At 60.4% G+C, this 19,446-nt stretch carries 16 protein-coding genes; 13 read left to right on the forward strand and 3 right to left on the reverse strand.

What is annotated here, in order from left to right; translation table 11 throughout:
* Positions 1 to 226: 226 nt before the first annotated feature.
* On the reverse strand, positions 227 to 1,522 hold the full coding sequence (locus R2855_04525; protein ID MEZ4530277.1) for a DUF362 domain-containing protein: 1,296 nt from the start codon (positions 1,520 to 1,522) through the stop codon (positions 227 to 229).
* 137 nt (positions 1,523 to 1,659) lie between these two features.
* On the opposite strand from R2855_04525, the gene R2855_04530 reads away from it, so the two are divergent.
* From R2855_04530 to R2855_04545, 4 genes are all read left to right on the forward strand, one after another.
* A complete protein-coding gene (locus tag R2855_04530; protein MEZ4530278.1) occupies positions 1,660 to 2,124 on the forward strand; it encodes a GNAT family N-acetyltransferase in 465 nt (154 codons plus the stop codon).
* Between the two features lie 210 nt (positions 2,125 to 2,334).
* Positions 2,335 to 3,987: an ABC transporter substrate-binding protein gene (locus tag R2855_04535; GenBank protein MEZ4530279.1), complete on the forward strand. Its 1,653-nt coding sequence runs from the start codon at positions 2,335 to 2,337 to the stop codon at positions 3,985 to 3,987.
* A gap of 90 nt (positions 3,988 to 4,077) precedes the next feature.
* Positions 4,078 to 5,016 carry an ABC transporter permease gene (locus R2855_04540; GenBank protein MEZ4530280.1) on the forward strand — a complete coding sequence of 313 codons (939 nt, stop codon included), beginning with the start codon at positions 4,078 to 4,080 and terminating at the stop codon, positions 5,014 to 5,016.
* Positions 5,017 to 5,141: 125 nt separating this feature from the next.
* Positions 5,142 to 5,930 (forward strand): ABC transporter permease, encoded by a 789-nt coding sequence (locus tag R2855_04545; protein ID MEZ4530281.1) that lies wholly within the window; start codon positions 5,142 to 5,144, stop codon positions 5,928 to 5,930.
* Between the two features lie 161 nt (positions 5,931 to 6,091).
* Here the strand turns inward: R2855_04545 and R2855_04550 are convergent, their stop codons facing one another.
* Positions 6,092 to 7,783, reverse strand: coding sequence for a CocE/NonD family hydrolase (locus R2855_04550; GenBank protein ID MEZ4530282.1), 1,692 nt, complete (start codon positions 7,781 to 7,783; stop codon positions 6,092 to 6,094).
* A 171-nt stretch (positions 7,784 to 7,954) separates the two neighbouring features.
* Between R2855_04550 and R2855_04555 the strand changes: the two genes are divergently transcribed.
* From R2855_04555 to R2855_04595, 9 genes are all read left to right on the forward strand, one after another.
* Positions 7,955 to 9,262 (forward strand): serine hydrolase domain-containing protein, encoded by a 1,308-nt coding sequence (locus R2855_04555; protein ID MEZ4530283.1) that lies wholly within the window; start codon positions 7,955 to 7,957, stop codon positions 9,260 to 9,262.
* Positions 9,263 to 9,418: 156 nt separating this feature from the next.
* Positions 9,419 to 10,783, forward strand: a complete 1,365-nt coding sequence (locus R2855_04560) for a serine hydrolase domain-containing protein (protein ID MEZ4530284.1) — start codon at positions 9,419 to 9,421, stop codon at positions 10,781 to 10,783.
* A 167-nt stretch (positions 10,784 to 10,950) separates the two neighbouring features.
* Positions 10,951 to 11,703, forward strand: coding sequence for a FadR/GntR family transcriptional regulator (locus tag R2855_04565; GenBank protein MEZ4530285.1), 753 nt, complete (start codon positions 10,951 to 10,953; stop codon positions 11,701 to 11,703).
* A gap of 102 nt (positions 11,704 to 11,805) precedes the next feature.
* Positions 11,806 to 13,140: an extracellular solute-binding protein gene (locus R2855_04570; GenBank protein ID MEZ4530286.1), complete on the forward strand. Its 1,335-nt coding sequence runs from the start codon at positions 11,806 to 11,808 to the stop codon at positions 13,138 to 13,140.
* Positions 13,141 to 13,230: 90 nt separating this feature from the next.
* Positions 13,231 to 14,175 (forward strand): sugar ABC transporter permease, encoded by a 945-nt coding sequence (locus R2855_04575; GenBank protein ID MEZ4530287.1) that lies wholly within the window; start codon positions 13,231 to 13,233, stop codon positions 14,173 to 14,175.
* Positions 14,175 to 15,089 carry a carbohydrate ABC transporter permease gene (locus R2855_04580; protein ID MEZ4530288.1) on the forward strand — a complete coding sequence of 305 codons (915 nt, stop codon included), beginning with the start codon at positions 14,175 to 14,177 and terminating at the stop codon, positions 15,087 to 15,089. Before R2855_04575 ends, R2855_04580 begins: the two co-directional genes overlap by 1 nt.
* A 76-nt stretch (positions 15,090 to 15,165) precedes the next feature.
* Positions 15,166 to 15,681: a hypothetical protein gene (locus tag R2855_04585; protein MEZ4530289.1), complete on the forward strand. Its 516-nt coding sequence runs from the start codon at positions 15,166 to 15,168 to the stop codon at positions 15,679 to 15,681.
* 887 nt (positions 15,682 to 16,568) lie between these two features.
* Positions 16,569 to 16,775: a hypothetical protein gene (locus R2855_04590; GenBank protein ID MEZ4530290.1), complete on the forward strand. Its 207-nt coding sequence runs from the start codon at positions 16,569 to 16,571 to the stop codon at positions 16,773 to 16,775.
* 194 nt (positions 16,776 to 16,969) lie between these two features.
* Positions 16,970 to 17,443: a transporter substrate-binding domain-containing protein gene (locus tag R2855_04595; GenBank protein ID MEZ4530291.1), complete on the forward strand. Its 474-nt coding sequence runs from the start codon at positions 16,970 to 16,972 to the stop codon at positions 17,441 to 17,443.
* A 727-nt stretch (positions 17,444 to 18,170) separates the two neighbouring features.
* Here the strand turns inward: R2855_04595 and R2855_04600 are convergent.
* Complete coding sequence (locus tag R2855_04600) at positions 18,171 to 18,692, reverse strand: hypothetical protein (protein ID MEZ4530292.1); 522 nt, start codon at positions 18,690 to 18,692, stop codon at positions 18,171 to 18,173.
* Positions 18,693 to 19,446 lie beyond the last annotated feature (754 nt).

Consider the following 19,446-nt stretch of genomic DNA (forward strand, 5'->3'; position numbering starts at 1 on the left):
CAATTCCACTGGTCCTGAACAAAGCGACGGATCTCTCCCGGTTGGCATCTCTCCCGATTCAGGGAGTGATGGGGAACGGTTCAGCGCGCCAGAAGCCCCCTTCCTTCTCCCAGGTTTGGGAGAAGGAACGGGGTTGGGGGATGGTTGAGGGTCGAATTGCCGCCCACGACGAATCCGCCAGGCACGCGAGGCGACATAACGCCATCGCGCGATAGCGTAGTGGACCCTAGAAAGCTCCCAACATGCCGTTGTCATCGAATGCAAGCGGGACCGGGTCGGTGAGTTGCTCGACACGGCCCGAGGCGAGCATCTGCGGCAGCAGCGGTTCGCTGATCCAGAACTCTTCCACATCCTTGGTGTTCTTGATCCTGGCGATCTTGGCGGTTTCGGCCTCGGTGCGCAACGCGCTCCCGATGGCGAAGTAGATCGCCTGGCGGTCGTTATCGACGACCATCGGCAACTGGCCACCCGCGGGATATTTCGAGGTGATGACGTTCATATAGGTGGAGACCGGGTCGAGCTTGTCCGCCAACTGGCGCAGCACGAAATCGCCCAGACCGACACCCGTGGCGTTGCCTTCGGTGTCCGCAGTCAAATCGCGGAAGATCACGCGGTGGATCTCGGGCTTGGGATTGATCTCGTTCTTGAGAATCTCGCCCGAAACATCGCGATTGATGACGTTCGGGTCCGCCCCGTCGCCGCTGATGTTCTTGCCGATCTCGTCGACCAGCAGGATGTCGATCTTCTCGCCGGGGAGACGCCCCAGCCATTCACGCGCCAGCTTGAGCAGCTCTTTTTCCCGTTCGAGCATTCCCTTGGCCGGCACCGCTTCGATGATGGCCGAATGACCGTAGCCGTTTTCGACGATGGCGATGCCGAAGGGGATGTTGACGTGACTGAGCGTCGAGAGCCCGACAGCCGGAATGAGCGTGTGGAACTCCGGGAACCCGCGGGAATGGAAGGTGTCGGCTCCCTTCTGCTTGCCCATGCCGATGGCGATCATCTTCATGAGGCCGGATTCGATCGGGCCGTAGAAGTCGGTATGCGGTTTGACGCGGCAGACCGGGATGACAGCGTCGGCTTCCTCATAGGCAATGCGGTCGAAGTAGACCGGCACGTCGTCTTCCACGATGCCGAGGCGCACGGTGTCCATGGTGGCCTTGACCGGGCAGCCCATCGATTCGGGGTTGATGCCGTAGTGATCGAGGAGGTTCTTCTGGCCCTCGGGTGTGGCGCCTCCATGCGACCCCATGGCGGGGAAGACGAACGGTTCGCCGCCACGCAGCTTCACCTGGTCGACCGTGGCCTTTACCGTCTCGGCGATGCGGTCGATGCCTCGGCTGCCGGCGCCGATCGCCACGCGCATACCGGGCTTGATGGTCTCGCCGATGCCCGGTCGCTGGAACTGCGCGGCCACAGCGGCGTCGACATCAGCGATTTCTTCGGCATAGAGTTTCTGCCGAACCTTGAGCCAGTTGGGCAGGGTGCCTCGTTCGAATACCGATAGTCCTTCGAGCGCCATTGCCGGGTTCCTCATATGGTGGCATCGTCTGGGAAGTCGCGACGGGCTCCCGACGACTGGGCAAATCCCGCGATCTGTCCATACTGGCCGCAGGGCGAGCGATTGTCAACGTTCTTATGAAAGAGAAAGTGGAAGCGATGCGACTGCGAACCGTCGACCCCGGCCCGGACCGGGAGGCCAACCTGCCAATGCTCTTGTTGGCCGACGAGTCGGAGCAGCAAGTGCGCAGCTATCTGCAGAAGGGCATTCTCTATGTCGCGTCGCAGGACGGCGAAGATGTGGGCGTGGTGCAGGCGATCCCGTTTCTGCTCTCATCGGTCGAGTTGCGCGCGGTGGCGGTGATACCGGAGAAGCGGCAACGGGGACTCGGCCGAGAGATGCTGCGGCGGGTGCTTTCCGACCTCAACGGGCGAGGGTATAGCCGGGTAACGGTGGGTACGGGGAATTCGAGCATCGCCCAGATCGCTTTCTATCAGAAGTCCGGTTTCCGCATGTGGCGGATCGAACAGGACTACTTTTCTCCTGAGAAGGGCTACCCGGAGGGATTGGAGGAAAACGGCATCCCTCTACGCGACATGCTCTGGTTCGAGCGTACAAGCTGAATTCGCGTTCCTCGAGGTTCCAAAAAGAATGTCTCATTGTGAGTGGCGAACATGCTGCGCTACCATGCCGCCATTCCATGGGACACAGGGCGTGTCCCGGAGAGTTCGCGTGAAGCAGGCCTGTATGTTGGCCGTTTCGCTGAACCGGGTGCAGTCACCTTGATGTGCCTGTGTCCGAATTCCAACTGCAGCGAGAAGGAGTCGATCTCGATGTCGTTCGAACCACCGATCAAGACGCGGATCCAACCTCGGGATGCGCGTTTGGCCGAGCGCCAATGGGCAGAGTGGCAGACTAGCCGTCGATCGCTGATCAAGATGGGAGCATTGGGCGGCGCGGGGCTCGCCGCCGCGGGACTCATGCCGCGAGTCGTGCCTGTCAGCCATGCGGGTGCGCAAGAATCAGAACCAATGATGGGCGGTACGCTCTCGATGAGTCTCGCTGATTCTGATGCGACGACGTTCGATCCGCCTCTTCCAGTCGACAACATGGCGATCTGGACGATGCTGCTCTTCTACGACCAGCTCGTGCGCGCCAACGCTGATGGCAGCGCAGTCGAGCCGGGACTCGCAGAATCCTGGTCGGCAGACGAGGCTGGCACGCAGTACACCTTCAATCTACGTGATGCGACCTTCCACGATGGTTCGCCGGTCAAAGCATCCGATGTCGTGTTTAGCCTGATGCGCCTGAAGAGCCTGGAAGACGGGCCGTGGGCGTTCATCTACGTCGCAATCGACTCAGTCGAAGCTCCAGACGACAAGACGGTGCTGATCAATCTGTCGCAACCGTGGGCGCCGCTCGAGGCAGACCTGGCAATGTTCTGCGCTTCGATCATTCCCCAGGCTCTGGTGGAAGCGCAAGGAGACGAGTTCTTTCAGCACCCGATCGGGAGTGGTGCGTTCAAGTTCGTGTCCTGGGAAAAAGACCAGGAGATCGTTCTCGAGCGGAATCCAGATTGGTGGGACACGGGTAAACCGTATCTCGATGGGGTCACCTTCAAAGTGCTGCCGGATTCGAATGCCCGCATGCTTCAGTTCCAGGGAGGCGAGCTCGATATCGCCACCAGCGTGCCGTTCAATCAACTCGAATCGTTGGAAGCAAATCCCGATGCCCTGGTTGTGCGCGATGCAGTAGCCCGGTTCGACCAGATCCTGCTGAATACGCGGGTTGCTCCGCTCGATGATGTCAAGGTTCGCCAAGCGATTAACTACGCGATCGACAAGCAGTCCATCATCGACAATGTGTTGTTCGGCAATGGCGAAGTCGCCAACAGCTTCCTACCGAAGATGAACGGGCACGACGATGCCCTGCCGCCGTATCCATATGATGTTGAAAAGGCGAAGGAATTGCTGGCCGGCACGGCGGCGGAGAACGGCTTCGAGCTGGATCTCATCGTTGGCGCTGGAGATTCGGTCGAAGCGCAGGTCGTCCAACTCGTGGCCGCAGCGCTGGCCGAGATTGGCGGAAAGATCACTATCTCGCAACTCGATGGGGCGAGCATGCTGGACGCTGTCTACGGCCCGGATCACGCGTTCCAGATGTCGAAGGCGTACTACACGACCGATATCATCGATCCGGATGAGATCACGGCATTCGTGGCTGGCAGCGAAGGGGCTATTGCCGCGGCCGCCAATTTCGCCGATCCGAAAGTCGACGAATTGGTCAAGTCGTCGCAAACCGAGTTCGATCCTGAAAAGCGACAGGAGATCTACAACGAGATCCAGAAGCTCGTGCAGGAAGCGGCGTATATGGTCTATCTCTACTATCCATCGGGTGCAACGGCCGTCCGGTCGGCAATCGAGAATTTCAGCATTTCGCCGACGGGCAATTACCGCCTCTACGAGGTTTGGCGCACTGACGTCTAGCGTGCGAATCGCAGCTGGTGGAGTGTCGAACCCGGCACTCCACCAGTCGCTACCTGGTCTCTTGTCGCCTGATCGTCCCGGATTCGCTCCATGATTGCGTTCATCGTCCGGCGGGTGGTCATTATGATCCCCGTGCTGTTTGCGCTGACTCTGTTCACCTTCTTGCTGGTGCGGCTCGTTCCGGGGAATCCCGCATCGACAATGCTCGGTCCGCGCGCGACACCGGAGGCGATTGCCGCGATCGAAGAATCACTTGGGCTGGATGAGCCGCTGCTGGTGCAGTACGGCTTCTTCATGCGGCAACTGGTGTTGCATGGAGACATGGGGGAATCGATCCGGAAGCATGAGCCAGTCTCTACCGTGATCGCCGACCGCATTGGCGCTACGCTGTTTCTGTCTGTCTATTCGATGGTGTTGGCGGTGCTCATCACGGTGCCCCTTGCCACGGTAGCGGCGCTCAATAAGGAGCGCTGGCCCGATCAGCTCGTGCGCATCTTCACTCTTTGCGCGCTTGCAATGCCGGCCTATTGGGTCGGCATGATGCTGTTGCAGCTGCTTTCGGTGAAGTACCAAATTTTTCCCGTGGCTGGATATGGAGACGGCTTCTTCGGCCATCTCTACCATCTCTTTCTTCCGGCCCTCTCCTTGGCGCTGGCGATCGCCGCGCTGACGATCCGAAGCTTGCGGTCGAGCATTCTGGACACGCTTGGAAGTGACTACGTGCGTACGGCCCGCGCAAAGGGGCTTTCCAGCCGGAGCGTGTTCACCTGGCATGTCATGCGCAACTCGTCGCTCTCCTCGATCACGCTGCTCGGCCTGATCTTCGTTTTCGTGATTGGGGGCACCACCATCATGGAAACGATTTTTTCCATTCCGGGCATCGGGCAACTGATCGTGCGCGGCATCTTCGACCGTGACTATCCAGTTATTCAGGGCGTCACGCTGGTGATTGGCGTCATCGTGCTGGTCACAAGTCTGGTGGTGGACATTCTCTATGCGGCGCTCGATCCCCGTGTGAAGCTCTCATGAGCAGTAGCGCCATTGCCACTGGAGAACTGGGAACGGTACCCGTCCCAGCTAAGAATTCTCGTACTTGGATTTCACGGCGATGGTTCAACCCGGTACTGGTTTCCGGGCTAGTCGTGCTTGGAGCGATGCTGACTTTCGTCATTGTCGGTCCGCTCGTAAGCCCGTACAGCCCTACGGATCCCGCGTTCGATCAACCGACGTTCGCCAGTCCGAGCCTGGCGCACCCGCTGGGAACGGACAATTTTGGGCGGGACAATGCGACGCGATTGGCATACGGCGGGCGGACAGACTTTGTGATCGCCACAATGGGAACGCTGGTTACGGTAGTCGTTGGATTACTGGTGGGACTGATCGCAGGTTTTAGTGGCGGCAAGATCGACTCGCTGCTGATGCGGCTGGTCGATTTCACGTTAGCGTTGCCATATTTGGTGTTGGTCATCGGTATTATTGCGGTCCTGGGGACAACGCCAACCGATGTGCCTGGCCTGGGACCGCTGCCCGTAAATGTCATTTTCGCGATCTGGTTGATCGGTTGGGTGACCTATGCACGGCTGGTGCGTGGCGAAGTGCTGGTAGCCAAGAATATGGAGTACGTTGACGCTGCACGGGTCTGCGGCGCCAGCACCACGCGATTGATTCTGCGGCACATCACCCCGAACGTTATGGCCATCGTCATCATCTATGCCATGGCCGACATCGTGCTGAACATCCTGCTGCTTTCGTCGCTTTCATTCCTCGGCCTTGGGCAGCAGCCACCCTATCCGGAATGGGGTCTCATGGTTTCCGAAGCTCGTGACTTTTTCCTGCGCGACTGGCGGCTCATGACCTATCCGGGAATTGCGGTGCTCATCACTGGCGCCGCCTTTGGCTTGATTGGCGACGGGTTGACCCAGGCGTTGCGGCCGAAGGGATAGCAACTCGTCGAGTCGACGGACTCCACGTCTCTACCGTCATTCCGGCCGGCGCGGAGGAATCTCTCGTTTCCCAACCGCATGGCTCCATGTCGGCGGCCGGGTCTCGGCTCGTGAGAGATCCCTCGGCAAGCTCGGGATGACGGTGAGAAGCGTATGGCGGTCTACTCTACTGGCAGGACGATCCGGCTGCCCGGCAGGATCGTGTTCGTGGCGATCTTCGGTTCACTCTGATAGCGAATGTGACCGAATTGATTCAGGTTGCGCGCGAACCAGGGGAAGTCGCTACTGGTGACGGTGACGCGGATCTGGTGGCCTGGCAGAAATGCGTGGTGCGTTGGCCAGAGCTCGATATCGATCTCGAACGGTTCGTTCGGGACGATCGCGGTTGGCTCGGAAAGCGAATTGCGATACGACGCGCGCTTGCATCCCTGGGTCACTTTCATCGAACGGCCATCTGGGCGGACGTCAGTGATCTTCACATGAAAGTCGGTATCGTCGCAGTCACTGGCAGCATTCAGCTTCAGATGCGCCCAACCAGAAATTGTGATCGGTTCGGTTAGCACTTCGGACGTGTAGCTGATGACATCGGAACGGGCTTCGTTGCCGGTTTGATCGAGCGGGACATGCTCGACCGGGTACTTCCGAATATCGATCTGCGTCGGCACGGGATCGAGTGGGTCGTAACGATAGGACTGGGCAGGAGAATCGTCCGGCGGTTCTTCCGATGCAAGAGAGCCAGCCGCGCCGTCGAAACTGAGATAGAAGGTCTCCTCCTTCGTCGAGAGCGGCCACGATTGCTCCTCTCGCCAGCGGTTCGATCCTGGTTCGTAGATCCGCACCGGAGCTGTGTCGAGCGCGCCGTTCTGTTCATCCTTTAGCCAATAGTCCATCCAACGGACATGTTCGGCGTCCATGTCGAGCGCGGCGTCGTCGGAGAGGAAGTCGCCGGCGTAGCTGTGATGCGGCATCCGGGAGTTGACATGACTCCACGGGCCGACGATCAGTCGCTGGCTTGCCTTGGCAGGCGAGGCAGCCATCATGTGCTCGTAATGGTGGAAGGCCCCCAGGAGGTCCTCCAGGTCGTACCACCCGGTGACGTGGAGCACAGGGATATCGAAGGTGTCGTACTGGTCGTCATAACGCACTGCGCGCCAGAAGTCGTCAAGCCTGTCGCGTCCGACCATGTTCTCCCAGAGCGGACCGGCGGGATTGATGAATTCGCCGATCTTCTCGATGGGCAGCCAACGCAGAATCTCTTCCCAGTCGTTTGTTTCCAGCCCATGAAACTCCGTGATGCGCCGCCGAACCATGTATGCCCACCAACCGAAATAAAGCTGCAGGCAGCCATCGGTGTAGGGAATCTCCTGTTGCCAGCGTCCCGCGGCGGACGTGGAAATCATGGCCGCCAGATGAGGCGGATGTTCCGATGCAGCGGCCCACTGCACCCAGCCCATATACGAGAGTCCCGTCATGCCGACTTTGCCGGTGCTCCAGGGTTGCACCGCAGCCCACTCGACCGCATCGTGGCTGTCTGGCGCATCGAAGAGCGGGGGGCTCCATTCGCCTTCGGATTTGCCGCGGCCGCGCAGATCGACGACCACGATGGCATATCCGTTGCGGGTGAAAAGCCCGACATCATCGATCATGAACGCGCCAGACTTGTCATACGGCGTGAGTTCCACGATTGTCGGGAACGGTCCGGACTGCCCCTTGGGAAGGTAAACGTCGGCAGCGAGCTCGATTCCATCCCGCATGGGGATGCCAGTTTCGAACTTCGTCCAGGGATCGGTTGTTTCGCGAGTCAGATTTGCGACAAATCGCTCGTGCAGGGTTTGCCTGGGTTCAGCGCTCATGGCGGCCTTTCCGGAAAATGCGTCGAATCCCAATTGTTCTCGTGAATTTATCACCGATTCCCGAGCGGCTCAGGCGAGCATCTTCGACACGGGTAGAATGTGCCGCGTTTGCATTCGTCGAAGCAGGAAGGGTACGCGGGCGTGGGATCGATGGGGCGGTTGGAGCCGTTGGTGCTCGAACAAATGGAAAAGTGGAATGTGCCCGGTGTGGCTGTCGGAATCTTCGATGGCGATGATGTCGAATTTTCTGGATTCGGCATCACCAATATCGAGACCGGCCAACCGGTGGCCCCGGAGACGCTTTTTCAGATCGGCTCCATCAGCAAGATCTTCACCGCTACGCTCGCAATGACCCTGGTGGACGACGGTCTGCTCGATCTCGACATCCCGATCGTTACCTATGTGCCCGAGCTCGTTCTGGCGGACAGCGCGGCGCGGGAATCGATCACGGCACGGCAGCTGTTGACGCATACTGCCGGGTTCTATGGCGACCGGTTCGACGATCAGGGAACCGGTGACGATGCGCTGCAGAAAGCGGTTTGCGCCTTCGGCGACCTCCCGCAGCAGACCGCGCCGGGTGAGCTTTACACCTATTGCAATGCCGGGATCGACCTCGTCGGCCGCGCGATCGAAAACATCCTTGGGCAGCCGTTCGAATCCGCCATGAAGGAGCGTGTCTTCGAGCGGCTGGGACTGGAGCGCTCGACCTATTTCGCGGCGGAGGCGATTCGCCATTCGGTGGCCGTGGGACATGAGGTCGGGGGAGAGGATGGTCTCATCGTCAGCGACCCCTGGCCGATTCCGCGCCGCTCGAATGCCGCTGGCGGGGTGACCTCTAACGTGCCCGAACTCATTCGGTTTGCCGTCATGCATCTGCGAAATGGCGCGGTGGGCGACAAGCGGGTGATTTCCGAAGAAAGCGCCATGGCCATGCGCACGGTGCAAGCCAAAGCGGACTACACCCACGACCGGGGTTTGGCCTGGGTGATTCATGACATTGGCAATCTGCAGGTCGTCGAGCATGCCGGGGCCACCAACGGGTTCCTGTCGCGGATGGTGCTGGTTCCCGACCAGAACTACGCCATTGCTGTGCTGACCAATGGGGAATACGGAGCATCGGTGCACGGAGCGATCATCGCGAAGGCGCTGGAAACCCGCTTCGGAACCCACGAGGCCGGGCGGGCGCGGGTGTCACTTTCCCCGGAGCAATTGGATCTCTTTGCCGGAACCTTCACGCACCAGTTGGCCGATTCGGTGATCACCCGCGACGAAACCGGATTGGTCATGAAGCGCATCGGGCACAACCCGTTCTCCGGTGAGTCGAAAGACCTCGGCGACTATCGCCTCAGCCCGCTTTCCGAGACCGTTTTCATCGTCGACGACGGCGCATTGGAGGGCAGCATCGGCGAGCTGTTCTTCAACGGCGATGGCACCGTCCGTTTCCTGCGCCTCGGCGGCCGCCTGGGGTATCCGGTATAGCACGCGGCAGGCAGCACGCAGCGCGCAGATCGGGGGATTGGGGCTCGATCCTTGTTGACGCGCGTGACTGCATGCTGCCAGCCGCGTGCTGCGTGCTCACCTCGGGGTAGAATCGTGTCCGTACAAAATCGGTAGGGTTGGGGACTCGGTCGATCAATGCCGTTCGCAGGCACGCTGGAACCGCTGGTATACGAACAGATCGACCGCTGGAAAGTGCCTGGTGTCGCGATCGGCATCCTTCATGAGGGTGAGCGCGAGTACCTTGGGTACGGCATCACCAGCATGGAAACGCTCGAGCCGGTCGCGCCCGAAACGCTGTTTCAAATCGGCTCGGTCAGCAAAGTCTTCACCGCCACACTGGTGCTTCAGCTTTGCGACCAGGGGCTGCTCGATCTCGATGCCCCGGTGCTGCGGTATGTGCCGGAACTGGGGCTTTCCGATCCGGCCGCACGCGCCACGTTGACGTTGCGCCACCTGCTCACCCATCGGGGTGGGTTCTACGGCGATCGGTTCGACGACCATGGCGACGGCGACGATGCGCTGGAGCTGGCGGTACGGGCGTTTCACGATCTGCCGCAACATGCCGCGCCGGGCGAGCTTTGGGCGTATAGCAATGCCGGGTTCGACCTGGCTGGCCGCGCGGTCGAGAACGTGTTGGGCATGAGCTTCGAAGCGGCCATGAAGGAGCGCATCTTTCTGCCGCTGGGAATGGAACGCGCGACATTCTTTGCCAACGAAGCGGTGTTGCATTCGGTGTCGGTCGGGCATCTCGATGCGGGACCGAATCAACTGCGCATTGCCGTGCCATTTCAGATTCCGCGGCGCGCGAATCCTGCCGGCGGCATCATCGCCACCGTGGCGGAGCTGATTCGATTCGCGGAAATGCACATCGGCGACGGTCGCTATGGCGATGTCCAGATCCTGAAACCCGAAACCGCCCGCATGATGCGCGAGCTCCATACGGAAGCCGATTTCACCCGACGATGGGGGTTGGGCTGGTCGCTGCGGGAGATCGATTGCGTGCGCGCGGTCGAGCACACTGGCGCCACCAACGGGTTCATGGGGCGCTTGTGCGTGATTCCGGAACGGAAGTTCGCGCTGGCGATCGTGACCAATGGGGAAACCGGCGGGTCGCTGCACTCCGCCATTTACGCCCATATCTTGCAGCAGGTGGTTGGGTTCCGGCGCAATCCCCCCGCGCCGGTGCGCTTGACGTCCGAGCAGATGGCTCGGTTCGAAGGACACTACTTCACTGGTCTGGCGGACATCCTGATCGAGCTGGACGGGGGCGAGCTGGTCATGCATCGCATGAACATCGACCCGTTCACCCGGGAGATCACCGAGCGGCCGCCCGCGCGGCTCTCTCCGGTCTCCGAAACCATCTTCGCCATCGAGGAGGGACCGCTTTCGGGCGGATTCGGGGAGTTGATCCTGAATCCGGACGGATCGGTGCGCTTCCTTCGCGCCGGCGGCCGGTTGGGCATCGTGGTTCCAGACGCCTTCGAGATTCCTGACTACTGATACGGGGCGAGATCGGACGATGCTGGGCGTATCGGCAAGAGCGCCCAGCTCCCGTCCGTGACGTGCTTGGCAACGACGCCGCTGGACATCGTATTGGTCACTCGCGTATGCTTCGATTGGTCTGACAACCTGATGAGCAGAACAACCGGTCGATATCGAGTGCAACGATGAGCTTTTCCGCAGTCACGGTCGTCCGCCCCTACGAGCAGATCGTCCGTCAGATACAAGACGCGATCCGGGACCGCAGCCTTTCGGAAGGGGATCGCCTTCCGACTGAGCGTGAGCTGGCTGAAACCTTTGGCGTCAGCCGCAGCGTGGTGCGGGAGGCGATCAAGGTGCTGTCTGCGCAGGGGTTGGTCGAGGCGCGTCAGGGGAGCGGGCTCTATGTCCGCAACCGCCCGGTCGATTCGGTGTCGCGCGCGATCGTGCTCTCGGTCTCACCCGATCTCGGCTCAGTCGATCGCCTCTTCGAGTTCCGGAGCTTGTTGGAGGTCGACGCTGCGCGATTGGCAGCGGCAAGAGCGTCGGATGAACAGATCGTTGCCTTCCGCCAGATCGTCGCCGGTTATCGCCCCGGGCCGGAAGGTGAGCCGAATTGGGAGAGCTTTTCCTTCGTCGACAACACCCTGCATGAGGCGATCGCGGAAGCAGCTGGCAATCCCTATCTCTCCGTCATGGTCGAGAGTGTGCGCCAGCTCATGCAGGACATCGTGGTGCTGATCGCGGATCACCCCGGCTCGATCGACGAAGCCATGCGCCATCACCGCCGCATCGTCGAGGCAATCGCCCAGCGCGATTCCGACCTTGCTGCCCGCGCGATGGACGAACATGTTGCCTATTCGGCCAACGTAGTGCAAACCCAGGTAGCCAAGCGAAACCTGCTGCTCGAAGGATCGAAGGAGGAGCCAACTATCGAATAAGGCCATCCCGCCTCGAACGAACGATCGGGGTCGTGACAACCCGGTCCAGCGTTGGACCGGCCAACTCCTCACACAGCGACGAATGTCGAAGGAGAGCTCTCGATGAAGAACGCGAAACTCACCCGCCGCGGCCTGATGGGCGCAGGCGCCGGACTGGGCGCCGCCGCCCTGGTCGGCAAGAGCGCGATGGCCGCCCCGGCGTCGGGACGAAAGGTCACCCGGACCAGCAACCAGGAAGAGATCACGCTGAACGTTTTCGTTCACGCGAATCATCCGTTCGATCTGGTCAAGCCGATCTACGAAGCCAAGTATCCGAACGTCAAGCTCAACATGATGGAGCAGAACGACGTTGCGATTCTGCGCGCCGCGATCACCGCGAAAGAAGGGGTGCCGGACATCTTCTGGCCAGAGATCGACATGGTGCAGGAGCTCGGCAAGACCGGCGTGCTCCTCGACACCACCGATATCGTGACCGCCGACAAGGACAATCTCTCGCCCGGCAAGACCGCCGAATGCTTCATTCCGTCCACTGAGAAGTACGCCGCGTTCCCGGGCGACATCGCCACCGTCGGCATCTACTTTCGGCAGGACAAGCTCGACGAAGCCGGTGTGACGCTGCCGGATTCGTGGACCTGGGATGAGTTCCTCGAAATCGGCAAGACGATCAAGGACGCGACTGGCGCGGCGTCGTTGGTGATTCCGACCACAGGCACCCAATCCTCGGCCTATCTCTGGTCGTTCATTCTCTGCCAGCTCGGCGGAGGCATCACCAATGCCGATGGCACCGAAGTGACCTTCGACAACGATCTGGGCATCCAGGCAATGACGATTGCCCAGAAGCTGTATCAGGCCGACATTGCCATCGACGAAGAACCGTTCGAGGAGAACTACTTCGCCGAGATTGCGGCTGGCAATGTCGCGGCGACTCCGCAGGCCGTCTGGTATCGGGGTTTCGGCATCGAGCCGAATGCCACCGACGAGCAGGGCGGTCTCGGACAGTGGCGCGTGGCGCTCCTGCCATCGGCCGGAGAAGGATCGTTGCTCACCGCCAACCTGGGTGGCGCGGCCATCGCTTCGACCATCTACACCGAGCATCCGGAAGAGGTGAAGAACTTCATGGTGACCGCGCTTGGCACCATGGAGGGGGCAGAGGCGTGTGGGCAATGGGGCATTCTGCCGCCATATCTGCCCTATTTGCAGAGCGAGTCGTGGAACGCGGTGCGCAGCGAAGCGTTTGGCGAGTTCAACTTCAACGCTGTTTGGACGCAGGCGGTCGATCAATATCCGGCCACCTGGTACAAGCAGCCGGTCTTTGGCGAGGCCATGACCACGATCGGCGCGGGAATCATTCCGATCCTGGCCGGCGACACCGATATCACCGAAGGGCTGAAGGCCCTTGGAGATCAGGTGCGCGAACTGAACAGCCGCTATCAGTAGCGCGATTGCGCCGCGGGGTGCCGGTACCGGCACCCCGCGGGTTTTCCCCTATTGGTTTCCGCCGGAACTCGAAAGCAAACGAGCACGCCGATGAGCTCGACGAGCGCAACTCAGAACCTACCTGTCCAACAACCGAAACAGCGTGGCGCGCTGGCTCGCACGCTACGGGAGCATTGGCAGGACTATCTGTTCATCTCTCCGTTTTTCATTCTGTTCGCGATCTTCTTCGCGTATCCGATCTTCTGGGCGTTCGAGCTCAGCTTTCAGAAATGGAATGGGGTGGGCGAGCCCGAATGGGTCGGACTCGACAACTACCGTTTCGTGCTGAACGACCCGGTCACGCACCAGATGTTCTACAACACCTTCCGCTTCCTGGTGCTCATCGTGCCGCTGGGTATCATCTTGCCGTTGGTCTTTGGGGTGCTGCTGAACTTCGCGTTCTTGCGCCTGCGCGGCATCTTCCGCACCTTGATCTTTATCCCGACGGTCAGCTCGCTCGTGGGGATCGGCATCGTCTGGAAGCTGCTGTTCGGCGCGGCCAACGGCTGGCTCAATGCGATCCTGGCGCATGTCGGACTTGGACCCTACAAGTGGCTCAAGGATCCGCAGCTCGCGCAGGTGCCGATCGTGACGCTGGCGCTTTGGGGATCGCTTGGCTTCACGACCCTGATCGTTCTGGGTGGCTTGCAGGCGATCGACGAGGAAATCTATGACGCCGCCAAGATCGACGGCGCATCGGGGTTCAACCAGTTCCGGAACATCACACTTCCCCTCCTGCGACCGGTGATCGTCTTCCTGTTGATCACGACCACCATCATGGTGATGACCCTTTTCAGTCAGCCATACATCGTGACCAAAGGCGGTCCGTCGAACCAAACACTGACACCGCTGCTCCACATCTACAACATCGGCATTGGCAGCCAGGGCGCCGCCCGGGTGGGCGACGCGTCGGCGCTGACCTTCATTCTCAGCCTGATCATGATCACGGTCGTAGTCATGCAATTCCTCATCACACGCCGCCGGGAGAGCATCTGATGACATCCCGTGTGAACGATGCCGAGACCCTGCCGGTGCATGTCGAACACGCCTCGGGAGTTTCGATGCTATTGGGACGTTTCTGGCGGTTCGTGCAGCGGGCGCTCGTGTATGTCGTGCTCATCGTCGTCTCGATCGTCATGGTCGCGCCGTTCTACTTTCTGGTGGCCGGCTCGCTGATGGATCGAGGCGAGATGTTCCAGATCCCGCCCCGACTCTGGCCGAGCGAACCGATTTGGGACAACTATCGGACCATCTTTACGGACTATGCGTTCGCCACCTATCTGCGCAATAGCGTGATCGTTTCGCTGGCGCAAACCGCCGGCGTGCTCTTCTTCGCATCGTTGGCGGGGTTCATCTTCGCCAAGCGGCATTTCCCCGGGCGGGACTGGCTGTTCATCTTCGTGCTGATCACCGCGGCCATGCCGAGCGGGCAGACCACCATCATCCCGTTCTATCTGCTCATGGTGAAACTGCACTGGATCGATACGTTCTGGCCGCTGATCATCCCCTGGTGGGCGCCGCCGCTGAGTATTTTCCTGATGCGGCAGTACATCGCCAATGGCATCCCGGACGATCTGATCGATGCCAGCCGGCTCGACGGGTCGGGGTTGTTCGGCACCTATCTGCGGGTCGTCTTGCCGCTATCCGTGCCGGGGCTGGTGGTGATCGGCATCATGCAGTTCGTGGCGATTTGGAACGACTTCCTCTACAGCTTGCTGGTGCTCAAGTCGGAGAACATGCGCACCGCCACCCTGGCCATCGCGGAGCTCTCTACCCGCACCCAGGCAGCAACGCTCTACGGTCCGCTCTTCGCCGGCATCGTCGTAGTGACCGTGCCACCGGTGCTGCTCTATTTCATCTTCCAGCGCCGGTTGACATCGGGGCTGTTGTCGGGATCGATTCGAGGGTAGTTGGGAGGTCCAGTGTCCAGTGTCCAGGGTCCAGTGAAGATGCTCTGGACTCTGGACCACACAAGAGGGGAGTCACATGAAGATCACCAAGATCACAGTCGAGACCGAGATCGTGCCGGTCAAGCACCAGTTCGTCTGGCGGAAGGGTCTGCGCGGGTCCGGGAAAGAACAGGACGTTGCCAAGATCACGGTCGAGACCGACGAGGGCGTGACCGGCGTGTCCTATTCCTCGCACGGCGCGATGGTGAAGGACATGATCGATCGCAGCATCGGGCCAGACCTGATCGGGTTCGACCCGCTGATGAAGGAATATCTCTGGCACCGGGTCTGGGAGATGGACCGCCTGGAAGGAATGCCGCTCTATGGTCTCGGCCTGGTCGATATCGCCCTTTGGGACCTCAGCGCCAAGGTGGCCAATATGCCGCTCTGGAAGATGCTGGGAGGGTTCCGCGACCGCATCCCGTTCTATGCCAGCACGGTGACCTATTCCACCATCGAAGAGTTTCTCGAGATCTTGATCAGTGCATCGACTATGGGTTCCGCGCCATCAAACTGCATGCCTGGGGCGATCCGAAACAGGACGCCAGGTTGAACCGGCGCTGCGCGCGCGTATCGAGCCTGATATCGAGCTGATGTACGACGGTTCGGCGGGTTCGGTCTGGTCGATGCCATCTATGTCGGGCGGGCGTTGGCGGAAACGGTTTCTTCTGGTACGAGGGCGATGCGCGAGTTCAATATCGACGCCTATCGCCGCTTGCGGGACAAGGTCGATATTCCCGCCTTTCGGGCGAGACGTCGGACGGCGCGCATTTCAACATTGCCGATTTCATCGCCTTCGACGCCGCTGAAATGGTGCGCACCAGCACGCACTACGAAAGGCGGTGTCACTGGCGCGTGCGCATCGCGCATCTGGCGCAGGCGTTCAGCATACGCCGAGGTGCACGGGGCGGCATGGCGAACCTGTGCATCGCTTGCGCGATCCCGAATACACGCCTGGTACGAATCGCTTGTCAAAACCAACCCGATCATGGTCGAGCCGGGGATCGGGCGGGACAGCTGCATCTCCCCGCCAGACGTGCCGGGGATCGGCTGGGGTTTCTACGAGGAGACGGATTGTTGGGAGTCAGGCCTGGGTCGGAGGCCTGAGACGAGTCGGTGAAGGCGTCCGTTGCGTCTATGCCGACCTCTGTCATGATGACTCGAAACTGGTCATAGTTCTTGAAACGGTCTCGAACTAGACACTCGTTGCGGCGAGGAGAGTCTTCGTTCCTCGAAATGACGAAGGGGTGGCGTATGACCAATCATATCCACCGGAACTCGTAACAAAAGCACGGTGCCAGCGTGTGATACTTCCACCGTCGTTGTGGAATCGCCTGACGGGCGATCGATCAGAAGGAGGATTACGGGCAGACATCCGGGCCTGTAGCCTGGGGATTCATTGAGTCGTCGTGAAACGGCATTCTGCAAAGGAGCAATCTCATGCGAAAGTTGATCGCGGAAGTTCTCGTGCCACTTTCTGCTCATCAGTCCCACTGCCCTGGCGCAGACACCTTGAAGTCCGGTGGAGAGATTCCGGCGCCAAATCTGCCCAATTTCGCCTGCACCGACACGTCCTATGCGGACGCAGTCGAGGAACGGAATCACGCTGGCGTGAGCCCAGACTATCCCTACGTATCTCACGCCTGACGATGAGTTCGCGGGGATCGACATCGACATCAACAATGCGGTGCTCGATCTGATCGGCATCGGATGTGACGTACGAGATCATGCCCTGGGGTTCGCTGATCCCCATGCTCGAGTCCGGCGATCGACATCATCGCGGACAACATCCATGAAACCCCGGACCGACTGAAGGTCATCGGTTTCACCGGCCCGGCCTGGTGGTATGGCCCGGCGCTCATCGTCAGGATGGCAATCCGGACAACATTCAGTCCTATGACGATCTCACCCGGGATGGCATCACCGTGGGCGCGGTCGCAGGTTCGGCTGCTGCGGAATACCTTGCCTATATCAGCGCGGATGCGGTGACGTTCCAGGACAACACCGCCGAGTTCGCCGCCGGTGAGCAGGGACGCGTCAACGTCATTCTCGAGGACGACACCAAGTTCGCGGCCTATCTCCTGAATGACAGCAGCAATCTGGTGGCGCTCGATGTCGAGACTCCCGAGATTCTCGTCACCGAGTATGGCTACAGCTACGCTCGCTACGGTCTGCGGCAGGATGACTGCACGCTGAACTTCGCCTATTCACGGGCGCTGGCGGAAATGCGGGCGAACGGGATGATCGGCAGATTCTCGCCGAGTATGGCTTGCCGGTGGACAACGTCTATCTGCCCGGCGTCTCCTAGTCATTGAGCAGACCGCGGTCCCGGCGCAATGCTGGGACCGCGGTCTGCGGTGCTCTCGAGCGTTTCTCCCGGAAAGGCATTGTTGTTCGTCGGGAGCGGTTTTCGATTAGAGACTTGCGCCGGGAATCGTGGCCTGCATTGCTCGAAGGGCTCAAGCTCACCGTCGATGACGTTTATCGTGATTGCGATCTCGCTGGTCATGGGCATTTTCGTTGCCCTGGCGCGCATCGAAACATCGAACGCTCCGGATCGTGACCGGCGCGTACGTCGATTTCATGCGGGCGACCCGCTGTTGTTGCAACTGATCTATCTCTTTTTCGTTCTGCCGGCATTTGGCATTCGGCTGGAGCCGTTCGTAGCCTCGATCATCGGATTAGGAGTCTCAACTATTCGGCCTATCTCTCGAGGTCTACCGGTCTGGCATCCAGGCGATTCCGCGAGGTCAACTTGACGCCGCGGCGGCACAGGGATGAGTCCGGCGCAGACGATGCGACGCATTGTGTTGCCGCAGGCGGTCGGATCGTGATCCCGACATTGGGCAACTACTTCGTGGCGCTGTTCAAGGACACGTCGCTTGCATCGGCATTGACGCTGCAAGAGTTGTTGTTCCGGCGGGCAAGTCATCATTACTCGCACCTGACTACTTCACCATCTACTCGATGGTGCTCTTCTTACTTCCTGGTTGGCTACCCGGCATTGCTCGTCCGGTATCTCGAGCGGCGAACGCGAAGCGGCTACCGACGGCGGCCAGTTGGCGGCGCTCCTTCGGTGCAACTCACACCGAGCGACCGTCGCATGCCGATGATCAGCTCGATGGAATTCACAAGAGTTTCAGCGAGACCCATGTGCTTCGCGGGGTCTCGCTGTCGATCGATCGCGGCGAGGTGGTTTGCATCATCGGTCACGTCGGGGAGTGGCAAATCGACCTTGCGATGCATCAACCTCGTCTGGAGCAGCCGGAACAAGGGCGCATTCTGCTGGACGGTCAGAACGTCTATCGCGACGTGGTCGATGGCAGGATCAAGAACTATCCCATGCGGCAGATCACGGCGGCCCGGCAGAAGATCGGAATGGTCTTCCAACGGTTCAATCTCTTTCCCCACTACACCGCCTTGCAGAACATCATGGAAAGCTCCGGTGCAGGTGAAAAGATGAAAAAGGCCGACGCCGAGCAGATCGCGCGGCGATTGCTGGCGCAGTCGGCTTGGCGGAGAAAGCCGATCAGTATCCCGGAGGAGCTTTCCGGTGGGCAGCAACGATGTGTAATCGCGCGCGCGGGTGGCGATGGACCCGGAGGTCATGCTCTTCGACGGGCGACAAGCGCGCTCGATCCCGAACTGGTTGGAGAAGTGCTGGAGATCATGCGCCAGCTCGCCGAGCAGGGCATGATGGCAGTCGTCACGCACGAAGATGGGATTTGCGCGGCAGGTGGCCGATCAGGTTGTCTTCATGGATCATGGTGTCATCGTGGAAGAAGGTACGCCCCAGGCCATTTCGGCGCCCCGCGGAAGGCGGACCCGAGGAGTTCTTGCGCCTGGTACAGGGAAGCTGCCGAAAGCGAGGCAGCGTTGCCAATTGGCGCTCCGCAAACATCCAATGCATCCACATTGGCGGCGGTTCGGCAAGAAGCGCCGGGCGCGCTGGAAGAGCGGCGCGTCGCCTGGGAGTGGAACGCCGACAGAAGCTCATTAGATTGGCATTGGGTTAGCTGCCAGTATCGAAGTACCGGTCGCAGGGGATGCCATTACCGTCCGGGTCGAAGTCGGAATCGAGCTCTGGGAACTCGAGCCAGAAGTCATACGCTTCGACCCAGGTGTCGAAGAAGGAGCAGATTTCCTCGCTGTGCTAGGCGGGTGTTTTGGTGCGATCGGGGCGGTGTCGGGAACGTTGTCGTCTTCCAGGTTCGGGTCAGGAGCTGACCGAGGCGTCGCAGGCAGGGAATCCACATGCCGCGACCCTCGCGGATGGCGTTGTCTTGCCGCGTCGAGCCGATCCTGGTGGCGAGACGTT

The organism is Thermomicrobiales bacterium (assembly GCA_041390825.1).
Lineage (GTDB): Bacteria > Chloroflexota > Chloroflexia > Thermomicrobiales > UBA6265 > JAMLHN01.